The sequence below is a fragment of the Burkholderia sp. AU33545 genome (assembly GCF_020419685.1).
GTDB lineage: Bacteria > Pseudomonadota > Gammaproteobacteria > Burkholderiales > Burkholderiaceae > Burkholderia > Burkholderia diffusa.
Map to the genome: position 1 here is coordinate 604012 of NZ_JAIZRQ010000002.1, position 19884 is coordinate 623895.

Consider the following 19884-nt stretch of genomic DNA (forward strand, 5'->3'; position numbering starts at 1 on the left):
GGTCTCCTCGCGCGCGGGCGCGTCAGGTCAGGCAGGCGGCATTGATGATGCCGACGACGAGCGACGCGGTGCCCATCAGGCCGCCCATCGCGACGTTGCGATCCTCGATCGCATGGTTCATGCCGGGAATCAGGCGGGTCAGCATCGCATAGGTGACGAGCTGCACGGCCATCGCGCCAACGGCCCACAGCATGACTTCGCCGAGCGTCGAGTTGTGCGCGATGCTGGAGGCGAGCGTCAGACAGAAGCCGATCAGCGCACCGCCGAACGACAGCGTCGCGGCCGCGTTGCCGTCGCGGATCAGTGCCAGTTCGTCGAACGGAGTGACCTTCAGGTACACTGCCGCGAACACGAAAAGCAGCACGAACGCCGACAGCAAATGAACCGCATAAAGATAGGCACTATTCATTCTTTTCCTCGGATTTTGTGCTCGGTTCGCCGCCCCCTCGCCGGCCGGCCCATGGCGGGCCGCCCTACGGAAATCCGCGCCAGTATAGCCACATTGACGAGCCCTGCACAACGGACGCGCCATGCTGCATAAGCGCGCGCTCGTCCTGTCGATCCTCGTGCTCGCGTCGTGCGGGCTCGGCTACGAACTGATCAGCAGCGCGCTGTCGAGCTACCTGCTCGGCGATTCGATCCTGCAGTTCTCGTCGGTGATCGGCTGCTACCTGTTCGCGATGGGGATCGGCTCGTGGCTCGCGAAGTTCGTCGAGGACGACGACGTGCTCGACCGCTTCGTCGACATCGAGCTGCTCGTCGGCCTGCTCGGCGGCGTGTCGGCAGCACTCCTTTTCGCGGTGTTCGCGTGGCTGGCCGCGCCGTTCCGCGCGGCGCTCTACGCGCTCGTGCTCGCGCTCGGCCTGCTGATCGGGATGGAGATCCCGCTCGTGATGCGCGCGTTCCAGCAGCGCCGCCAGGCGTTTCGCCATACCGTCAGCGAGGTGCTGACCTTCGACTATCTCGGCTCGCTCGCCGTGTCGCTGATCTTCCCGCTCGTGCTCGCGCCGCGTCTCGGCCTGTTGCGCACGAGCTTTCTGTTCGGGCTACTGAACGCATTCGTCGCGCTGTGGACCACGCACCTGTTCCGCGACGAGATCCGCAACGTGCGCGGCAAGCTGATGCGCGCGTCGCTCGTGATCGGACTGCTCGTCGCCGGCTTCGCGCTGTCGGACCGCATCACACACTGGGCCGAGCACGGCGTATACGGCGACGAGACGATCTATTCCGAAACGACGCCATACCAGCGCATCGTGCTCACGCAATGGCACGACGACATGCGGCTGTACCTGAACGGCAACCTGCAGTTCTCGTCGCGTGACGAGCATCGCTATCACGAGGCGCTGATCCATCCGACGATCGAGGCGCTGCCGTGGGCGAAACGCGTGCTCGTGCTCGGCGGCGGCGACGGCCTCGCGGTGCGCGAACTGCTCAAGCACCGCAACCTCGAACGGATCACGCTCGTCGATCTCGACCCCGCGATGACGAAGCTGTTCTCGACCTCCGCGCCGCTCGTGAAACTGAACCAGGGCGCATTGAAGGACCCGCGCGTGCAGGTGATCAACGACGACGCGGTGCGCTGGCTCGAATCGAATGCCGACGTCTACGACGCGATCGTCGTCGACTTCCCCGATCCGACCAACTTCGGGCTCGGCCGGCTGTATTCGGTGCCGGTGTTCCGGCTGCTCGCCCGCCACCTGTCGGAAAACGGCTATGCGGTGATTCAGTCGACGTCGCCGTACTTCGCGCCGCACGCGTACTGGACGATCATCGCGACGCTGCACGAAGCCGGGCTCAACACGTGGCCGTACCATTGCTACGTGCCGTCGTTCGGCGACTGGGGCTTCGTGATCGCGGGCAAGCGCCGCGACTTCACTGTGCCGACGCGCTATTCGGTGCCGACGCGCTGGCTCGACGCGCAGACGGCCGCCGAGATGTTCCATTTCCCGGCCGACATGCCGGCGCTGCCGATGTCGCCGAACGAACTCAACGACCAGCCGCTCGTGCGCCGCTTCGACGACGACTGGAAGCACGTGCTGCGCTGATGGATCGCCGCACGTTCCTCCTCGCGTCCGCGGCCGCGTCGCTCGCCGCGTGCGGCCGCACCGGCTGGATCGAGACGACGCCGCGCGTCGGCTACCCCGGCATGCGCGAAGGTCACGCGCTGCGAGATCACGCAGCGCTGCCACCGCCGTCCGGCACGATCGAGACCGACGTCGCGATCCTCGGCGCGGGCGCGGCCGGCCTGTCGTGTGCGTGGCAGCTTGCGCGCGCCGGTCACACGCGCTTCGTCGTGCTCGCCGGCCCCGAATTCGGCGGCAATATGGCCGGCGGCCGCTTCGGCGAGCTCGGCTATCCGAAGGGCGCACACTACCTGCCGCTGCCGTCGCTCGAATCCGCGCATCTGCGCGACATGCTCGCCGATCTCGGCGTGATCGAATCGGCGCCGTTCTCCGCGCACCCCGCGTACGACGAACGCGCGCTCGTGCACGCGCCCGACGAACGGCTGTTCATCGCCGGCCAGTGGCAGGACGGCATCGTGCCGACGACCGGCCTCGACGACGCCGCGCTCGCGCAGCAAACACGCTTCTTCGCATACACCGACAGTTTGCGCACCGCGCGCGGCGCGGACGGCCGCAAGGTGTTCTGCATCCCCATCGCTGAATCGTCGCGCGACCCGCGCTGGCGCGCGCTCGACCGGCGTTCGTTCAAACAGTGGCTGCTCGACGAGCGCTACACCGCGAGCGCGCTGCACTGGTACCTGAACTACTGCTGCCGCGACGATTACGGCGCGGGCTACGAGCACGTGTCCGCGTGGGCCGGCCTGCACTACTTCTCGTCGCGCGGCGCTCACGCGAGCGATGCGGGCGACGGCGCGGTGCTGACCTGGCCCGACGGACTGCACACGATGGCGACGAAGCTGGGCGACTCGATCACCGCGCGCACCGGCTCGAACACGTGGTCGCGGGACGGCTTCGCCGTTCGCGCGACCGAACGCAACGGCGGCGTCGACGTGCTGTGCGCGCGCGTCGCCGACGACGGAACGCTGACGACGTTCACGCTGAAGGCGCGGCGGGTCGTCAGCGCGATGCCGCTGTTCGTCGCGGCGCGCGTGTTTCCGCAGCTTCACGCATACGGCTTCGATCCCGTGCGCGACCTGCCGCCGCGCGCGCCGTGGCTCGTGTCCAATTTCCTGCTCGACGGGATGCCGGCCGAGGAAGCCGGCGTGCCGCTCGCATGGGACAACGTCGTCTACGACGGCGCGGGGCTCGGCTATGTCGTGTCGACGCACCAGCTGATCCGGATGTCGCCGCCGACGCGTTCGGTGTTCTCCGCCTATCAGGCGCTGAGCGCGCGCTCGCCGGACGACACGCGTCGCTGGCTCGCGCAGGCGAAACCCGACGCGCTGCGCGAGCAGGCGGCGATCGACCTGCAGGCCGTGTACGGACGCGAGCTGTGGAAACATGCGACCGCGCTCGAGATCACCGTGCGCGGCCACGCGATGGCGACGCCCGACGTCGGTTTCCTGAGCCGGCCGGGGCTGCTCGCGCTGCGCGAGGCAGACGGCCCCGTCGTGTTCGCGCATGCGGACCTGTCCGGGCTGTCGCTGTTCGAGGAAGCGTCGTACTGGGGCATGCTCGCCGCCCGGCGCATGCTCGCCTGATTGCCGGCTCGCAACTCCCTGCGGCAGTGGTCATTTCGTCATTGCGGCGCCGCCGGCAACCGCTATAATCGCGCGACATTCCGACTGCATTGAGCAGGCCGACGGTGCGCGCCATGCGACGCACCGCATGTCCTCCTCGACAACAATAATGACAAACCGAACCGTTCGACGCCTTCGCCCGTTCGTGCGCGCCGCCGCGCGCCTGCTCGCGTGCGCCCCGCTGCTGGGCGTGCCGCCGGCGCTGCATGCGGCCGATGCCGCAAGCCCGGATGCGCAGCCGGCCTCCGGCCGCTACGTCGTCGTCGACACCGGCCATACGCCGGCCCACCCGGGTGCCACCGGCGCCAGCGGCCGCGTCGAATACCGGTACAACCTCGACCTGTCCACCGCCGTCGCGGAGAAGCTCGCCGCGCACGGCGATCGCGTGCTGCGCACGTCGGCCGACGGCCGCGAGATCGCGCTCGACCAGCGCTCGACGCAGGCGCCCGACGCGAACCTGTTCGTGTCGATCCATCACGATTCGATGCAGCAGCAGTTCATCGACGCGGGGCGGCAACGCGAATTCCGCGGTTTCGCCGTGTTCGTGTCGGAGCGCAATCCGCACTACGCGGAAAGCCTGCGTTGCGCAAAGGCGATCGCCGAGCGGCTGGTCGCGGCCGGCGAACGTCCGTCGCTGTATCACGCGCAGCCGATCAAGGGCGAGAACCGTCCGCTGATCGATCCGCAACTCGGCATCCACCGCTTCGATGATCTCGTCGTGCTGCGCACCGCGCCGGTTCCGGCCGTGCTGGTCGAGGCCGGCGTGATCGTCAATCCCGACGAGGAAAAGCGCCTCGCGCAGCGCGAAACGATCCAGCGCCTCGCCACCGCGATCGCGAGCGGGATCGACGTCTGTACGGCGACCAGGTAAAGGTAACGCCCGTTGGTTTCAACGGTTTTCACCCAGTGAGGAGGAGTCCCATGAAGAAGAAGAATCTGCTCGTTTCCTGCGCGCTGCTTGCGCTCGCCGTGCCGTTCGCCGCGCATGCGGCCGGCTGCGGTAAACCGCGCAGCGCGTTCGACCAGGTGTACTGCAGCAGCAACGAGTTCTCGCAGCTCGACCGCGAACTGAACGACGAGTACGGCCGCGTGCGCAAGCAGTTGAGCGGCGACCAGCAGGCCAAGCTGAAGACGGGCCAGCTCGCGTGGATGAAGCAGCGCGACGACCGCTGCAGCGAAACGCGCGACGACGGCTATCTCGTGAACCTGCAATGCGCGATCGACTTCACGCAATCGCGCCTGTCGTTCCTGCGCGAACGCGAGCGCGAGTGCTCGAGCACGGGGTGTGTGACGGCGAAGCTCGGGGAGTAAGGGCTTTTTCGCATGCCGCGCCGCGAAGCGCTTTGCGGCGCGGCGTGTCGTGCCCTTGCGGTTTCGCCACTTCGGCGCCGCGAAAGGAGCGGCGATGCGACTTAAATGCTCTGAAGTCCTCAATGATCTGAACACGATGAAGATCGACATCCGCGCCGCCACGCCCGACGATGCCCCGGCCATCGCCGCCATTCACGTCGCATCGTGGCTGGCCACCTACCCGGGCATCATGCCGGCGTCGTTCCTCGCCGGCCTGTCGGTCGAAAAGCGTACCGCTTCGTGGTGCCACGCGCTCGGCGCAGGACGGCCGCGTGTCGCGCTCGCCGTCGCGCAAAATCGGCCGACGGGCTGGATCGCCTACGGGCCGACGCGCGACACCGACAAGGATCGCACCTGGGGTGAAATCGAAGCGATCTACCTGCATCCGTCGCATTGCGGGCAACGCGTCGGCGCGGCACTCGTCGACCATGCCTGCCGGGCGCTGCACGACATGGGCCATGAATGGGTGTCGCTGTGGGTGCTGGTCAAGAACCATCGCGCCCGCGCGTTCTACGAACGCGAGGGTTTCGTCGCCGAAGACGACATCAAGACGTTCGAGATCGACGGTGCGCCGATCGACGAAGTGCGCTACTGGCGCGCACTGCTGAAGCGATCGTCATGACGGCATCGCTTCCGCCACCGCAAGCCGCGCCTGCATCAACTGCAGCAACGCGCGAATCTTCGCGTTGACGGAATTGCGGCTCGAATAGGCCGCCAGCAGTTCGAGCGGCGCCGGCGCCATCTCCAGCGGCACGCGCACCAGCCGCCCGGCAGCCAGCTCGGCCGCGCATCCGCGTTCGACGAGAATCGCGAAGCCGATCCCGTTCACCGCCGCCAGACCCGCCATTTCCCCGCTATTGACGCGATACCGGCTGGTGACCGGAATCTTGTGAATCCGCCTGTCGCCGTCGGCGAACTGCCACGGCTGCCCTTTCAGCGTGCTCAGCGTCGTGATGCACGGCAACTGCCTGAGCTGCTCCGTCCGCGTCGGCATGCCCGTGCGTTCGATCAGCGACGGCGCAGCCACGACGACGCTCGGCAAGCTGACGAGCGGCCTGACGACGAACGCGCTGTCGTCCAGCCTTCCGCGATTGACGATGATCGACAGGTCGATATCGTCGCGCAGCGTCGGGACGCCCGCGAGGCGCGTGTCGCAATCGATTTCGACACGCGGGTGGCGGCTCGCGAATTCCGCGACGATCGGCCCGAGCATACGCGGCCCGATTTCGCCGGGCACGCATAGCTTCAGCACGCCGCGTAATTCCGTCTGCTGCGAGGTCAGTTCGAATTCAGCATGCGTCAGCGCATCGAGCATCGGCTTTGCGCGCTCGTGCAACAGGCGTCCGGCCTCCGTCATGCGCAAGTGCCGCGTGCTGCGCTCCAGCAGCCGCACGCCGAGCCTCGATTCCAGCTGCGCCACATGGCGGCTCACGTTGGAACCGGGTATCGACAGCACGCGTGCGGCGCCGGCAAAGCTGCCTTCGTCGACGACCGACACGAACACGCGCACCGCGTTCAGATCCAGCTTGCTGCGCATCATTATCCCGTTTCAGGTATCAAAGCTCGCCGTTTTTCGCGGCTTATCCCGTTCGTGACCGTAAATTACGATGTGGATCCAGTCAAGGCGCGGCCGCCGGCACGAATCCGCGCCGACGCGAGCACGCGCACGCACCTACCGGAGCATCAATATGGATATCGCCATTCTCGGCGCCGGCGTGGCCGGCATGAGCACCGCGCTTGCGCTTGCCGGGCACGGACATCGGATACGGGTCTACGAACGCAGGCCGTCCGAAACGACGATGGGCGCCGGCGTCGTCCTATGGCCGAATGCCTGCTTCGTGCTCGAGCAGCTCGGCCTCCTGCCCGACATCGTCGAAGTCAGCGGCCACCTGCGCGCGATGCGGTGCATGGACCGGCATGGCACTCCGTTCAAGCACGTCGATATCGGCGAACTCGACCGACACATGGGTTTTCCGACGCGCGCGATACTGCGGCGCGACCTGCAGGCCGTGCTGGCCCGACACGTCGCGGCACACGACATCGACGTCCGCTTCGGCCACTGTGCAACAGCCATCGACGCCGGCCCCGACGGCCGCGCCGTCGTTCATTTCGACAACAGCGCGACGATCGCCCCCGATCTCGTGATCGGCGCGGACGGCCGCATGAACTCCGTCGCGCGACGCCATGTGGCCGGGGACGCCACACCCGTCTATCAGGGATTCGTCAACTGGATCGGCGTGGCGCACGGCGACGTGCCGCTGGTCGACGACGTGTCGATATTCGACTACTGGGGCCAGCGCGAACGATTCGGCATCGTCGCGCTGGACCGGCATCGCATGTACTGGGCGGCGGCCCGGGCCGAGGCCGAATTCGACGACAGCCGCTACGGCGACGATGCAGCGCCGGATGATCCCGGCCCGCTACTGGAACGTCTGTTCGATGGCTGGCCGGCACCCATCGCGGAGGTGATGCGCGCAACGCCACCCAACACGATCGCGAAGATCCACGTGCACGATCTCGATCCGGTCGATGTATGGCATCGCGGCAATGTGCTGCTGATCGGCGATGCCGCGCACGCGCCACTCCCCACCTCCGGACAGGGCGCATGCCAGGCACTCGAAGACGCGTGGCATCTCGCCCAATGTCTCGACGAGCATGGCAAAGGCAACGGTCGCGGCCTCGACGCCGCACTCGTGGCGTTCACGCTGCGCCGCAGCCGTAAAACCGCGACGATCACGCTGCGCGCACGCGAGTTCGCTCACCGGTTGTTCGGCAACGACATGCACGAAGCCGCGCGACAGGCCGATCCGATCGCCGAAATCGAAGCGCTCGCGAACGCGTGGGGAGCGGGCCTGCCGATGATGCAGGGGCGAGATCGATAAGAGCCTGACACGTCACTCGACGGCGGCAGTCATGCGCGCATGATCGTCGTCGACATCAAACACATCGTCACGCGGACATTCCTGCCCCCGTGCGTCCTACAGAAACCACCGATACTCCCGCGCCCCGATCTCGTTGCGAAAATCCAGCTCCTCCTGCCGCTTGTTCTCGCAATACACCATCACGAATTCACTGCCGAGCCCTTCACGCACGGCCGCGTGATCCTGCATCGCCGCGACGGCCGACAGCATCTCCTTCGGAAAATCGATCCCGCTGCCGCGATCGTCGTTCAGCGGCGCGATCGGCTCGATCCGTGCGTCGAGCCCGTGCTCCATCCCGCTGAGGATCGCCGCGAGCACGAGGTACGGATTCGCGTCCGCGCTCGCGAGCCGATGCTCGATCCGCAGATTGCGCGCATCCGATTCCGGAATCCGGATGCACGCGTCGCGATCCTCGAAGCCCCAGCTTGCACGGCTCGCCGCGTTCACCATCGATCCATAGCGCCGGAACGCATTGTGATTCGGCGCGAACACCGGCATGCAGTGCGGCAGCAGCTCGAGGCAGCCGGCCACCGCATGCCGTAGCGGCCGCTGCCCATCCGCGGCGAGCAGGTTGCGGCCCGCGTCGTCGTACAGGCTCACGTGCACATGCATCCCGCTGCCCGGCGCATGCAGATACGGCTTGCCCATGAAGCTCGCGCGATAGCCGTGCTGCAACGCGACGCCGCGCGTGCTGCGGCAGAACAGCGCCGACCAGTCGGCCGCGCGCAACGCGTCGTCGGTATGGCCGAAGTTGATCTCGAACTGGCCGGGCCCGAGCTCGGCCGTGATGACCGTCGCGTCGACGCCCTGCTCGCACGCGGCCTCGACCATCTCGTGCAGCACGTCGGAAAACCGCGACAGGCGTTCGATGTGCATGTTCGGCTGGTCGTCGCGGTCGTCGCTCAAGCGATCGCGCGGATACTGCGGCATCCCGTCCGCGAGCTGCGCGGCGAACAGATAGAACTCGAGCTCGAACGCGACGACCGGCCGGATGCCGCGTGCCGCGAACCGCCGCAGCACGCGCGCCAGCACTTCGCGCGGCTCGAACTCGATCGGCGCATCCGTGCCATCGGAGCTGATCAGCATCTGCGCGAGCGGCTTCCGCTCCCAGCGCACCGGCTTCAGCGTGCCGGGAATCAGGCGACGCGGCGCGTCCGGGTCGCCGTCGTTGAAGCAGTAATCGCCGATCTTGTAGAGGCCGCCCTGCGTGCCGAGCAGCACGCAGTTCTGCGGCAGCTTCAGCAGCGAACCCGACGCGACCTTCTCGAGCGCATCGATCGGATAGCGCTTGCCGTAGAAATGGCCCGGCAGGTCGAGACAGATCAGGTCGACATAACCGATCTCGGGATGCGCCTGCCGGAATGCGCGGATTTCATCGACCAGCACGGGAACGACGTCAGCCATGTCTCATCCTTTCCATGTCTTGTATGGCGGTGCCGCTACGCGGCGAACCGGACTCACCGGCATGCGGCACGTCACATGCCCGATATCGGTCAGTACTGCAAACCGGCAACACGGCGAAACGGCCCCTCGGGCCGCCGGCCGACAAACTCAGGTGAACACCCAGATCACGCGCGCCGGGGCATCGCCCAGGTTCGCGTAACGGAACCGCTTGTGCGCGGGAAGCTGGAATGCGTCGTTCGGGCCGAGCGTGATGGGTGTGTCGTCGCCGTCGATCCAGATCGTCAGCTCGCCTTCGAGCACGAAGCCGCCCTGCTCGTCGCTGTCGTCGACGGAGCGCTCGCCGCTGCTCGCCCCGGGCGCGAGATGACTCTCCAGGATCGAGAAGCGCGAACGCATGTTCGGCGACACGAGGATGTCCGTGATGCCGGCCGCGTAATACACGGTGCGCCGCTCGTCCGGCCGTGTGACCCACGGCACGCTGCGCGGTTTGCTGAGGCTGTAGAAATACGTGGTCGGCACGCCGAGCGCCTCGCCGATCGCGGTGAGATCCGCGACCGTCGGGCGCGACAGCCCGCGCTCGACCTGCGATAGAAAGCCGACGGAGCGGCCGATCCGTTCCGCGAGATCGTTGAGCGTGACCTTGCGATGCTTGCGCAGATCGCGGATCAGGATTGCCAGACTTTCTATCTCTTCCTGCTCGTTCATGATGGATTCCGGTGCGTCAGACGGTATCGCGCAAGCGGTACCAGGCCTTGCCGATCGCTTCCAGCGGCGCGGCGAGGCGGTCGCCGCCAGGGAAGCGCGGGTTGCGGATGCGCTGGTACAGCGCGAGCAGGCGATCGTCGCCGAGCACGGCGTCTGCGACCGCGCGCGCGCCGGCGAGCGTCGGCAACACACCGTGCCCCGAGAAGCCCTGCAGCCAGAAACGCTGGCCGCGACGGCCGATGTCCGGCGTGCGTCGCATGCTGATGTCGATGTGGCCACCCCACGCGTAGTCGAGCGACACGCCGGCCAGTTGCGGGAACACGCGTTCAAGGTGTGGGCGCGTCGCAGCCGCGATGTCGGCCGGAATCCCGCCGAGATACGTGCAGCCCCCGCCGAACAGCAGGCGATTGTCGGGGCTCAGGCGGAAGTAGTCGGGCACGAACTGGTTGTCGATCACGCAACTGTTGCGCGGCAGCAGCGAGCGTGCGACGTCCGGCGCGAGCGGCGCGGTCGCGACCTGGTAGGTGCCGACCGGCAGCAACCGGCGCGACAGTTCGGGATCGAGCCGGTCGACATACGCGTTGCACGCGAGCACCAGCACGTCCGCGCGCACCTCGCCGTGCGCGGTGCGGGCAACGTGACCGCCCTCGGTCTCGCGATACTCGAGCACGCGGCTCTGCTCGAAGATGCGGCCGCCGGCCCGTTCGATCGTCTGCGCGAGACCGAGGGCGAGCTTCAGTGGATCCAGATGGCCGGCCTCGGGATCGTGGAGCGCGGCGAGATAGCGCGCGCTGCCGATCCACTCGGGCATCTCGTCCTGCCCGATCACGCGCAGGCGGTCGTAGCCCCAGCGCTGCGCTGCCTCGTCGCGGGCCTGCGCGAGCATCGCGACGCGACGCGGCCGCACCGCGGCCCACAGACTGCCGGGCCGGTAGTCGATGTCGAAGCCGTGCCGCGCGGGCAGTTCGCGCACTTCGGCCGCGGCCCAGCGCATGCTGTCCCAGAGCACGCGCGCGCCGTCGCGGCCGAGCGAATCCTCGAGCGGCTGCATGTCGCACGACCAGCCGAGCAGCGCCTGTCCGCCGTTGCGGCCCGATGCGGCCCACGCGACGCGACTCGCTTCGAGCACGACCACGCGCTTGCCCGCGAGCGCGAGGCGCAATGCCGTATGCAGCCCGCTGAAGCCCGCGCCGACCACCAGTACGTCGGCGTCGACGCGTTCGTCCAGTTCGGGCCGCCGCGAAATCGGCGCCGGATAAGTCCCGGCGTAGTAGCTTGCGACGTGACGGTCGGACTGCACGAACATGCGGATTCCCGTGAAATTTTCATCGCCAAATTTCATGAAAAATTAGCACGACAATTTCACGAGGGCAAGCGGGAGAATGAAGTCTGAGGAAATCCGACGTGACCCTGGAGTCCGAGGTGACCTTACCCCGCCGAGTACACCGTTCGTAAGTTAATGGTCTCGGCGGCTTTCGGTTGATGCAATTGCCCGAATTGGTCCGGCGCCAATTGCCCCAACGCACTATGCGGACGCACCGAGTTGTAGTCGCGCGCCACGCTTCGATTCGCCTGCGTACATCGTCGAGACTGACGAACGCATGCTGATTCAAACACTCTTCACGCAGTCGGCCGTTGAAGCTCTCGATGTGAGCGTTCTCCACCGGTTTGCCGGGCCGAATGACCTGCGGTTTTACGCCGTGCTCGTGTGCCCAGGCGTCGAGCGCCTTGCTGACGAACTCCGGGCCGTTATCCACCTGAATCAGATTGGGGCGCCGTCCTCGCTGCCGCGACTGCTCGAGCACACGCGTCACGCGAACACCCGTCAGCGAGAAGTCGACCTCGATGTGCCGGCACGCCCGGTTCCACATATCGATGATGGTCAACATTCGAATGCGGCGGCCATGCACCAGCGCGCAGCCGGTGCAACGCCGCTTTGCGAAGCCCCCTAACGCTTCGACGAGCGCCCGCGCGGTGCCGCCTTCGCAGTCGCAATCGGTGAGGCTTGCGTCGACGCCAGTGCCGTATGCTTGAACCAGGGCGAACCAAGCGTGGCCGCGCTCATGTCAGCCGCAGAGGCGAGCAACAGCGGTGCGAGCTCTTTCAGCCGGGATTCCGGCAAGCGGCTTGTCGGGCCGGCGAGGCTCACGATGCCGACTACTTCGTTCGTCACGGGATTACGCACCGCTGCCGCGATCGACGTCATACCGATCTCGTACGTCTCGATCGCCACGCCGTAGCCGCGCTCGCGCGCACCCTTCAGGTCCTTCAGGAATTGCTGGATGGTCTTCGGCGCGCGCGGCACGTTCTGCGTCTTCGCGCTGAGCCCGCCCTGCTTCGACACCAGCTCGATCGCGCGCTCGTCGGGCAGCGTCGCGAGCCATGCCTGGCCGCTCGCGGTGCAATGCAGCGGCGGCTGGCTGCCCATGTCCGGGTCGTAACGCAGGCCGGATTTCGCACCCTGCGCCTTGCCGACGAACGTGATGTGATCGTCCTCGACCACACCGAGCCGCGCCAGTTCGCCGGACGACTCGGCCAGGCGATCGAGCACCGGCTGGGAAATGTCGAACACCCCGCTCGTCGACAGGTAGATCAGCGCGAGCGACACCAGCTTCAGCGCCAGCATGTACTCGCCGTGCTCTTCATCCTGACGCACGAACCCTTCATCGATCAGCATCGACAGCAGGCGATGCGTGCCGCTGCGGGGAATGTTCAGCGTATCTGCAATGGTGGCCAGCGGCATGCGGCCGCCGTTCTTTGCCAGCAATTCCAGCACTGCGAGCGCACGCTCGAGATTTCCTGCCATGGCGCCTTCTCGTCCGTATGGTGAATGTCAAATAAGAACATAATTCCATACTGGAATTCAAGCGAATTTGCGCGGCGCCGAGACCGTGGCCGCGGCGCCGCGCCCGCCATCAATGGCCGGCCGCCCCGCTCACGGCCACGAACGTGCCGCGATGGCGCGCGCCCTTGAGCAGCACCGCTGCGCCGCCCACGGCCGCCGGCACCGCAAGCGCCGCGAAGACCTGGCCGAAGCTCCAGTTCGCATGGAGCATGGCCGCGCCCAGCATCGCGCCCGCAATGCCGCCGAAACGGCCGACGCCGAGCATCCAGCTGGTCCCGGTGGCCCGCATCTCGGTCGGATAGGAGCCGGCCGCCAGCGCGCAGAAGCCCGTATTCGAACCGTTCATGCAGTAGCCGATGCCGAACGCCAGTACGCAGATCACCGTGAACGGATGGGCCGACACGCCCATGTACCAGGCAAGCGCGCCGCCGGCGAGCACGGTCGCGCCAAGCGCCGCGTGCGGATTGAAACGGTCCATCTGCCACCCGATCAGCAGCGAGCCGACCGTGCCGCCCGCCTGGAACAGCGCGCCGACGATCGCGGCCTCGGCCAGCGAAAACCCGAGCCCGCGGATCAGCGTCGGCAACCAGTTGCCGAGCAGATACACGGTCAGCAAGCCCGCGAAGTAGCAGATCCACAGCATCACCGTGCCGAACGCATGTTCGCGCGACAGAATCGCGCGGACGGGGCTGCGCGCATCGCGCACCGGCTCGGCCGACACGAAGCGCGTGCGCGCGTCGGCAACGCCGGGCTGCACGCGGTTCAGCACGCCGATGAGCCGTGCGCGGCGCTGCTCCGACAGCGCGAGATAGCGCGCGGATTCCGGCAGCCATTTGACGAGGATGGGCACGTACGCAATCGGCAGCACGCCGCCGAGCAGCAGAACCGAATGCCAGCCCCACGTTTCGATCAGCCACGCGCTCACGAAGCCGCCGCCTGCCGCACCGAAGGTGAAGCCGCAGAACACGGCCGTCACCATCAGCGCGCGCCGCCGCGGCGGCGCATATTCGGCCATCAGCGTGGCCGCGTTCGGCATCGACGCGCCCAGGCCGATGCCGGTCAAAAAGCGCAGCACCGTCAGCGACACCACGCCCGTCGCAAACGCCGACGCAATGCTCCAGAGGCCAAAGAACGCCACCGCGCTGACCATCACCGTCTTGCGGCCGAAGCGGTCGGACATCGGGCCGGCCGTGAGCGCGCCGAACGCGAGACCGAGCAGGCCGCCGCTCATTACCGGCCCCAGCGCGTCGCGCGGAATCGACCACGCGCTGGAAATCGACGGCGCGATGAAGCCGATCATCACCGTGTCGAGCCCGTCGAGCATCACGATCAGCATGCACAACAACAGCACGAGCCACTGGAACGCGCCCACCGGCCGCGTATCGAGAAACTGTTGAACGTCGAGCGAGCGCGCGTCTTTCGATTCGCGATCCTGAATAGTCTGCTTCGGCTTTCGGGCCGTCTGCGAGGAAGTCATGCTGATGTCTCCGGAAATGTTGTTCTTGTCGTCGTGTCGAATGCCCGATCCGCGCGCCGGCACGATGCCTGGCGCCGATCGGGCCCGTTGGGTCGCGAAGGCGGCCGGCGTGTGCTCAGGCCGGCACGGCCGCCGCGTCGATCACGGCAACGGTGGCCTCGCGCAAGCGGCGCGCCCGCTCGACGGCCGGCGTCGTCTTCGCCCACGCTTCGTTCGGCACCTCGACGCTCACTGGCAAGTGAGCGGGCAGCGCGCGCAGGATGCCCGCGAGATCGAGCCCGCCCTCGCCCGGCACCATCCGCGCGCAGCGTGCCTGGAACAGCAGCGTGTCGACGTCGGTCGGCCGCTCGGCCGGCGCATCGCAGAACTGCACGTAGCCGAAGTACGCGTGCGGCAACGCCCGCAACGCGTCGGGCGACGAACCGGCACGATCGAAGTGGATCGGGTCGACGATCAGCCCGGTGTTGCGTCGGCCGCACGCGTCGACGATGCGCGCCCCGGCGCCGATGTCCTTCACGTCGGTCCACGGCATCGGCTCCAGCGACGGCAACAGGCCGAGCGGCGCGGCCAGGTCGCACAGCCGGCCGAGCCGGTCGATGGTGCGCGCTTCGTCGGGATCGTTGCCGGCCACGAGGACGTAGCGCGCGCCGAGTTCCGCCGCCGTTTCGAGCATCGGCAGGTAGTGCGTCACGTCGGTATCGGGCTTCAGCCGCACGATCTCGACGTCGAGCACACGCATGCCGGTATCGCGCAGGACCGCGAGCGTTTCGCGCTTGAGCCGCGTATCGCCGATGATCTCGTGGCGAACCTCGGTGTCGGTGGCCGGCAGCAGTCGCAGGCCGACGTAGTCGTAGCCCGCGTCGACGGCGCATTGCACCATCCGCGGCGGACTCAGTTCGAGCACGGTCAGCGCCGACAGCGACAGCGCGCGGGATTGAGGCTGGGTCATATCGTCTCCTTGAGCGTCATGGCGTAACACGCGGCAGGTTCAGCGCAACGGCGAGAACGGCGCGGGCACGCAGATCGTCGACTCCATGGTCGTGAGATGGGCCGGGCCGCCCTTCGGCGGCCAGATGCCGTCCTTGACCGCCTCGGCGCGAATGCGCGAACGCTCGTCCACGCTCGCATACGGCCAGATGTTCAGGAAGCGCGGCGTATCGCCGTCGAGCGCATACATCGCGCCGACCAGCGGCGAGCGCCGGGTGCGCTCCGGCACCGCCTGTTCCCACACATCGATCGTGTGCTGCAGGCTGCCGAGCTTCGTGCCGTACACGCGCATCTCGTAGATGCCGCCGTGCACGGCCGGTTCGATCGGCGGCAGGAACGGGAACAGCGCATAGCTGGCCGTCTTCACGTCGATGATGGATTCGCCGCAGCCGAAGGGGTTGCCTTCGAGCAGCATCCGCTTGCGCTCGCCGACGAGCGCGGCCTCCGATTCATAGCCGCGCAGCACCAGCACCTGGCCGAGCGTGCCGATGTCCGAATACCACGCGCCGAGCAGCTTGCCGCCCTGCGGATCGCCGCTGGCCTGAATCCCTTCGAAGACCTGCGCGTTCGCGCCGATCTTCACCGTGAGCGTCACTACGTCATACAGTGTCATTGCATTGTCCTCGAGGATGAATCGATGCCGGCACGCGCGGGTTCGGGCGCGGCGTCGGCGAGAGAAAGGCCGGCGAGATAACCGAACGTCATCGCCGGACCGAGTGTGATGCCGCCGCTGGGATAGCAGCCGCCCATCATGCTGGCCGAATCGTTGCCGACCGCGTAGAGGCCGGCGATGGCGCGGCCGGCTGAGTCGAGCGCGCGTGCATCGCGATCGGTGGCCAGGCCCGCGAACGTGCCAAGGCTGCCGGGCAACAGCTTCACCGCATAGAACGGCCCCGCTTCGATCGGCGCGAGACACGGGTTCGGCTGCCGGTCGGCGTCGCCCTGCACGCGGTTGTACGGTGTCGAGCCCTTGTGAAACGCCGGATCGCAGCCTTGCTTCGCGTACTGGTTGTAGGCCGATACCGTGTCCGCCAGCGAGGCTGCGTCGATTCCGCATTCGCGCGCGAGCGCATCGAGCGTCGCGCCGCGCTTGAGATAGCCGGAGCGCCGGTACGGGCCGGTCGGGAACGGAAACGGCTTCGAGAAACCGAGCCCGTAGCGCCGCTGAAAGCGATGGTCGCAAACGAGCCACGCGCACACTTCTTCACCGGCCGGCGTCGTGTCGAGCAGCGCGGAAATGAAGTCGTGATACGACGACGCCTCGTTCACGAAGCGCTTGCCCGCGCACGTCACCGCGATCACGCCCGGCTTCGCGCGCTCGATCAGATGCGGAAACGCGACCGCATCGCCGCCCGGCTGCGGCACCAGCGAGACGGGCGCCCACGCCGCCGGCGCATCGAGCGACCGGTCGAAATGCGCGCCGATCGATTCGCCGAGCCGGATCCCGTCGCCGGTATTGCAACGCGGCGCCGCCGACCAGTGTTCGCGGCCCGACGGCGTATAGGCGAACGTCTGCGCGCGCCGCGCCTGATCGTGCGGGAAACCGCCGCAAGCCAGCACGACGCCGCGCGCCGCGCGCACCTCGTGCACGATGCCGTCGATCGCCACGCGTGCGCCGGTCACGCGTGCGTCGTCGCGCACCAGGCCGATCGCCTTCGCATTCGTGCGCAGGTCGACCCCGCGATCGGCCGCCGATTTCAGCAGGCGCGCGACGAGCGCATTGCCGTTCACCAGATGCATCGAGCGCCCGTAGCGCAACTTGTGCCACCCGAACGCGGCCAGCCGGCGGCCGACGTGCAGCGCCGACTTCAGCGAGCGCGTGGCGCGATAGAAATGCGCGAGATCCTGGCCGGACGCGAGCGCCATCCCCTTGAGCGTCGTCACCGACAGCGGCTCGCGCAACCGGTCGATCAGCGGGCCCAGCTCGCGACCGTCGAACGGCATCGCGCAGACCGAGCGCCCGCCCGTGCCGGCACCCGGCGTGGTGTGGAAATCGGGAATGCGGTTGCCGTCGACGAAGCGCACGGCCGTGTTCCGCTCGAAGAATTCGACCATCTCCGGGCCGCGTTCAAGCAGCGCATCGGCCTTCGCCGCATCGAACTGCGCGCCCAGTTCGTTCTTCAGATACGTGCGCGGCACCTCGATGTCCTCGCGAATGCCGGCCCGCGCCGCGAGCGGATTGCGTGGAATCCACATCCATCCGCCCGACCACGCGGTCGTGCCGCCAAACACGGCCTCCTTCTCGGCGACGATCACGCGCAGGCCCTGCGCCGCCGCCGTGACCGCCGCCGCGAGGCCGCCCGCACCGGAGCCCAGTACCAGCACGTCGCAATCGAGTATCGGTTCACGCTTCATGTTCAATCTGCCCGTTCAGTGTCTCCGACGCCGGATGCGACCCGATCGCGACGTCTATGGAATATACTTTCGAAGTGGAATACTATTCCACTAAATCGGGTTTAGCAAAGACTTTAACGAAAGGGAGGCAGCGCAATGCGAGTACTGGTAACGGGTGGCAGCGGTTTTCTCGGCGCATGGATCATCAGGAGGCTGCTCGCGCGCGGCATGGAATGCGTGAGTTTCGACGTGCGCACGAACCCACGCCTCGTCGAGGCGCTCGCGCCAGAGCGGGCCGCGGCCGTGCAGTGGCGCACCGGCGACATCGCCGACGCGGCCGCCACGGCACGCGCATTCGACGGCTGCGACGCGGCGATCCATCTCGCGGGCATCCTTACGACGGACTGCGCGGCCGATCCCGTGCGCGGCGCGCGAGTCAACCTGGTCGGCACGCTGAACGTATTCGAGGCCGCCCGCGCGTCCGGGCTGCGACGCGTGCTCTATGCGAGCAGCGCCGGCGTATTCGGCCCCGACGACGGCGCCGTGCCGCTACCGCAAACCCACTACGGTGCGTTCAAGCTGGCGTGCGAAGGATCGGCGCGCGCGTACTGGCACGACCACGGGATCGCGAGCGTGGGCTTCCGTCCGCTCGTCGTCTATGGCGCCGGGCGCGAGACCGGATCGAGCGCGGGGCCGAGCCTGGCGTGCCGGGCGGCCGCGCGCGGCGAGCGCTACACGATTCCGTTTACCGGCACGACGGGCCTCGTGTTCGCCGACGACGTCGCCGCCGCCTACGAGGCCGCGCTGCTGGCCGAGATCGACGGCGCGCACGCGTTCACGCTCGCGGGCGAGATCACCCCGGTGAACACGCTGATCGAGCGGATCGCGGCCATCGTGCCGGGTGCGCACCTCGATGCCGGCGGGCCGCCGCTGCCGATCGCGACGGCGTTCCCCGACGACCCCGCGCTCGGGCGCCTGCTGCCCGGCCTGCCGCGGACCGCGCTCGACGACGGCCTGCGGCAGACGGTGGCGTTCTACCGGCGCCAGCGCTAGGCCGGCGCACGCCCCCGCGGCTATGCCGCGACGTCCGCGGGCACAACGCCCGTGCGCGTCGCGGCCGCACGATGCACGGCGAGCGTCGCCGCGAGCGTGCGCGCGGCGTCGTCGGCCGAACAAAGCGGCGCCTCGTCGCCCGCGATCACCGCCGCGAAGTGGCGCAACTGCTCGTGATACGGATCGGCGCCATGCGGCGTGCAGCGCTCGACCGTCAACGGATCGTGCCAGCCCTTCCCGCTGCGGTATTCCCACAGATCGAGTTGCGGCAGCGTGAGCGAGGCATCTGTGCCGATGAGGAAATGCGTGTTCACCTGCTGGCGTGGATAGTGCGAGGCCTCGCCCGCCGCGAGATCCCAGTTCCAGGGCGACGCCGCGCAATCGGACACGGCCAGCGTGCCGAGCGCGCCGCTGTCGAAGCGAAGGAGCACGGCGGCCGTGTCTTCCACGTCGAAGCCGCGCACGCGATTGGACGCCTGGGCCTGCACCTCGACGATCTCGCCGAGCAGGAACCGCATGATGTCGATGTCGTGGATCAGGTTGATCAGCACGGGGCCGCCGCCCGCGCGACGGCGCCACTCGACCTCGAAATACGCGTCGGGTTTGTAGAAGGTCGCGAGCGCATTGGCCGCGACCGGCTTGCCGAGCCGCCCCGACTGCACGATCTCTCGCGCGCGCCTCAGGATCGGATTGTGGCGGCGATGGTGGCCGACCAACAGCGGCACGCCGGCTTCGCGTGCGGCGCGTCCCAGCTCGGCTGCCGCCGCGACGCTGTCCGATACCGGCTTCTCGATCAACGCCGGCACGCCGCGCGCGATGCACGCAAGGCCGACCTCCACATGTGTCGCATTCGGCGTCGCGACGATCGCGCCGTCCGGGCGCACCGCGTCGAGCATCGTCGCGTAATCGGCGAACCCGCGTACCCCCTCGGCACGCGCGAACTGTTCGGCCGCCGGCGATGGATCGGCGATCGCCACCACTTCCACCTGCGCGTGCATGCGCGCGCGCTCCACGTGCATCCGCCCGATTGCGCCCGCACCGATCACTGCCAGCCGTCTTCTTCCCATCGCTTCATCTCCGTTGTTCGGGGCGTCCGCATCGCGTC

19 protein-coding genes are annotated in these 19884 nt (G+C 67.8%); 7 read left to right on the plus strand and 12 right to left on the minus strand.

What is annotated here, in order from left to right; all coding sequences use genetic code 11:
* Positions 1-22: 22 nt before the first annotated feature.
* Entirely contained in the window at positions 23-409 is a 387-nt protein-coding gene (locus LGM71_RS08635; RefSeq protein ID WP_226114624.1) for a DUF350 domain-containing protein, read from the minus strand.
* Between the two features lie 121 nt (positions 410-530).
* On the opposite strand from LGM71_RS08635, the gene LGM71_RS08640 reads away from it, so the two are divergent.
* The 5 genes from LGM71_RS08640 (at position 531) to LGM71_RS08660 (ending at position 5675) form a co-directional block, all read left to right on the plus strand.
* On the plus strand, positions 531-2045 hold the full coding sequence (locus LGM71_RS08640) for a polyamine aminopropyltransferase (protein ID WP_151051684.1): 1515 nt from the start codon (positions 531-533) through the stop codon (positions 2043-2045).
* Entirely contained in the window at positions 2045-3664 is a 1620-nt protein-coding gene (locus tag LGM71_RS08645) for an NAD(P)-binding protein (protein ID WP_226114625.1), read from the plus strand. Before LGM71_RS08640 ends, LGM71_RS08645 begins: the two co-directional genes overlap by 1 nt.
* Positions 3665-3812: 148 nt before the next feature.
* Positions 3813-4574: an N-acetylmuramoyl-L-alanine amidase family protein gene (locus LGM71_RS08650; protein ID WP_226114626.1), complete on the plus strand. Its 762-nt coding sequence runs from the start codon at positions 3813-3815 to the stop codon at positions 4572-4574.
* A gap of 50 nt (positions 4575-4624) precedes the next feature.
* Positions 4625-5014 carry a lysozyme inhibitor LprI family protein gene (locus LGM71_RS08655; RefSeq protein WP_124629632.1) on the plus strand — a complete coding sequence of 130 codons (390 nt, stop codon included), beginning with the start codon at positions 4625-4627 and terminating at the stop codon, positions 5012-5014.
* A gap of 136 nt (positions 5015-5150) precedes the next feature.
* On the plus strand, positions 5151-5675 hold the full coding sequence (locus LGM71_RS08660; protein ID WP_226114627.1) for a GNAT family N-acetyltransferase: 525 nt from the start codon (positions 5151-5153) through the stop codon (positions 5673-5675).
* On the opposite strand, the gene LGM71_RS08665 is transcribed toward LGM71_RS08660, so the two are convergent.
* Entirely contained in the window at positions 5670-6590 is a 921-nt protein-coding gene (locus tag LGM71_RS08665) for a LysR family transcriptional regulator (RefSeq protein ID WP_226114768.1), read from the minus strand. The genes LGM71_RS08660 and LGM71_RS08665 overlap by 6 nt on opposite strands.
* 151 nt (positions 6591-6741) lie before the next feature.
* Here LGM71_RS08665 and LGM71_RS08670 point away from each other — a divergent pair, with 151 nt between their 5' ends.
* The gene (locus LGM71_RS08670; protein WP_226114628.1) at positions 6742-7935 is read left to right on the plus strand and encodes an FAD-dependent oxidoreductase; all 1194 of its coding nucleotides are present in this window, start codon (positions 6742-6744) and stop codon (positions 7933-7935) included.
* Between the two features lie 96 nt (positions 7936-8031).
* Here LGM71_RS08670 and LGM71_RS08675 read toward each other — a convergent pair whose 3' ends face one another.
* The 9 genes from LGM71_RS08675 to LGM71_RS08715 form a co-directional block, all read right to left on the minus strand.
* Positions 8032-9378: a glutamine synthetase family protein gene (locus LGM71_RS08675; protein WP_124901223.1), complete on the minus strand. Its 1347-nt coding sequence runs from the start codon at positions 9376-9378 to the stop codon at positions 8032-8034.
* Between the two features lie 147 nt (positions 9379-9525).
* The gene (locus LGM71_RS08680) at positions 9526-10083 is read right to left on the minus strand and encodes a helix-turn-helix domain-containing protein (RefSeq protein WP_059600125.1); all 558 of its coding nucleotides are present in this window, start codon (positions 10081-10083) and stop codon (positions 9526-9528) included.
* Positions 10084-10099: 16 nt separating this feature from the next.
* A complete protein-coding gene (locus tag LGM71_RS08685; protein ID WP_226114629.1) occupies positions 10100-11389 on the minus strand; it encodes an NAD(P)/FAD-dependent oxidoreductase in 1290 nt (429 codons plus the stop codon).
* A gap of 19 nt (positions 11390-11408) precedes the next feature.
* Positions 11409-11972, minus strand: coding sequence for an integrase core domain-containing protein (locus LGM71_RS33370; RefSeq protein ID WP_413226856.1), 564 nt, complete (start codon positions 11970-11972; stop codon positions 11409-11411).
* Between the two features lie 59 nt (positions 11973-12031).
* Positions 12032-12889 carry an IclR family transcriptional regulator gene (locus LGM71_RS08695; protein WP_226114631.1) on the minus strand — a complete coding sequence of 286 codons (858 nt, stop codon included), beginning with the start codon at positions 12887-12889 and terminating at the stop codon, positions 12032-12034.
* Between the two features lie 109 nt (positions 12890-12998).
* Positions 12999-14405 carry an MFS transporter gene (locus LGM71_RS08700; RefSeq protein ID WP_082728884.1) on the minus strand — a complete coding sequence of 469 codons (1407 nt, stop codon included), beginning with the start codon at positions 14403-14405 and terminating at the stop codon, positions 12999-13001.
* Between the two features lie 115 nt (positions 14406-14520).
* The gene (locus LGM71_RS08705) at positions 14521-15354 is read right to left on the minus strand and encodes a sugar phosphate isomerase/epimerase family protein (protein ID WP_059600128.1); all 834 of its coding nucleotides are present in this window, start codon (positions 15352-15354) and stop codon (positions 14521-14523) included.
* 39 nt (positions 15355-15393) lie between these two features.
* Positions 15394-16005, minus strand: a complete 612-nt coding sequence (locus LGM71_RS08710) for an NIPSNAP family protein (protein WP_059600129.1) — start codon at positions 16003-16005, stop codon at positions 15394-15396.
* Entirely contained in the window at positions 16002-17747 is a 1746-nt protein-coding gene (locus LGM71_RS08715) for an FAD-dependent oxidoreductase (protein WP_059685905.1), read from the minus strand. Before LGM71_RS08715 ends, LGM71_RS08710 begins: the two co-directional genes overlap by 4 nt.
* Before the next feature lie 135 nt (positions 17748-17882).
* Between LGM71_RS08715 and LGM71_RS08720 the strand changes: the two genes are divergently transcribed.
* Entirely contained in the window at positions 17883-18779 is an 897-nt protein-coding gene (locus LGM71_RS08720) for an NAD-dependent epimerase/dehydratase family protein (RefSeq protein WP_059600131.1), read from the plus strand.
* Positions 18780-18799: 20 nt separating this feature from the next.
* Here LGM71_RS08720 and LGM71_RS08725 read toward each other — a convergent pair whose 3' ends face one another.
* Positions 18800-19846 carry a Gfo/Idh/MocA family oxidoreductase gene (locus LGM71_RS08725; RefSeq protein ID WP_226114632.1) on the minus strand — a complete coding sequence of 349 codons (1047 nt, stop codon included), beginning with the start codon at positions 19844-19846 and terminating at the stop codon, positions 18800-18802.
* Positions 19847-19884 lie beyond the last annotated feature (38 nt).

What these genes read in the sequence shown, in the direction of transcription:
- LGM71_RS08705 (WP_059600128.1), bottom strand. Translation starts at nt 15,354, where the DNA reads ATGACCCAGCCTCAATCCCGCGCGCTGTCGCTGTCGGCGCTGACCGTG.
- LGM71_RS08710 (WP_059600129.1), bottom strand. Translation starts at nt 16,005, where the DNA reads ATGACACTGTATGACGTAGTGACGCTCACGGTGAAGATCGGCGCGAAC.
- LGM71_RS08660 (WP_226114627.1), top strand. Translation starts at nt 5,151, where the DNA reads ATGAAGATCGACATCCGCGCCGCCACGCCCGACGATGCCCCGGCCATC.
- LGM71_RS33370 (WP_413226856.1), bottom strand. Translation starts at nt 11,972, where the DNA reads ATGTTGACCATCATCGATATGTGGAACCGGGCGTGCCGGCACATCGAG.
- LGM71_RS08670 (WP_226114628.1), top strand. Translation starts at nt 6,742, where the DNA reads ATGGATATCGCCATTCTCGGCGCCGGCGTGGCCGGCATGAGCACCGCG.
- LGM71_RS08650 (WP_226114626.1), top strand. Translation starts at nt 3,813, where the DNA reads ATGACAAACCGAACCGTTCGACGCCTTCGCCCGTTCGTGCGCGCCGCC.
- LGM71_RS08680 (WP_059600125.1), bottom strand. Translation starts at nt 10,083, where the DNA reads ATGAACGAGCAGGAAGAGATAGAAAGTCTGGCAATCCTGATCCGCGAT.
- LGM71_RS08685 (WP_226114629.1), bottom strand. Translation starts at nt 11,389, where the DNA reads ATGTTCGTGCAGTCCGACCGTCACGTCGCAAGCTACTACGCCGGGACT.
- LGM71_RS08720 (WP_059600131.1), top strand. Translation starts at nt 17,883, where the DNA reads ATGCGAGTACTGGTAACGGGTGGCAGCGGTTTTCTCGGCGCATGGATC.
- LGM71_RS08700 (WP_082728884.1), bottom strand. Translation starts at nt 14,405, where the DNA reads ATGACTTCCTCGCAGACGGCCCGAAAGCCGAAGCAGACTATTCAGGAT.
- LGM71_RS08635 (WP_226114624.1), bottom strand. Translation starts at nt 409, where the DNA reads ATGAATAGTGCCTATCTTTATGCGGTTCATTTGCTGTCGGCGTTCGTG.
- LGM71_RS08695 (WP_226114631.1), bottom strand. Translation starts at nt 12,889, where the DNA reads ATGGCAGGAAATCTCGAGCGTGCGCTCGCAGTGCTGGAATTGCTGGCA.
- LGM71_RS08715 (WP_059685905.1), bottom strand. Translation starts at nt 17,747, where the DNA reads ATGAAGCGTGAACCGATACTCGATTGCGACGTGCTGGTACTGGGCTCC.
- LGM71_RS08655 (WP_124629632.1), top strand. Translation starts at nt 4,625, where the DNA reads ATGAAGAAGAAGAATCTGCTCGTTTCCTGCGCGCTGCTTGCGCTCGCC.
- LGM71_RS08665 (WP_226114768.1), bottom strand. Translation starts at nt 6,590, where the DNA reads ATGCGCAGCAAGCTGGATCTGAACGCGGTGCGCGTGTTCGTGTCGGTC.
- LGM71_RS08675 (WP_124901223.1), bottom strand. Translation starts at nt 9,378, where the DNA reads ATGGCTGACGTCGTTCCCGTGCTGGTCGATGAAATCCGCGCATTCCGG.
- LGM71_RS08640 (WP_151051684.1), top strand. Translation starts at nt 531, where the DNA reads ATGCTGCATAAGCGCGCGCTCGTCCTGTCGATCCTCGTGCTCGCGTCG.
- LGM71_RS08725 (WP_226114632.1), bottom strand. Translation starts at nt 19,846, where the DNA reads ATGGGAAGAAGACGGCTGGCAGTGATCGGTGCGGGCGCAATCGGGCGG.
- LGM71_RS08645 (WP_226114625.1), top strand. Translation starts at nt 2,045, where the DNA reads ATGGATCGCCGCACGTTCCTCCTCGCGTCCGCGGCCGCGTCGCTCGCC.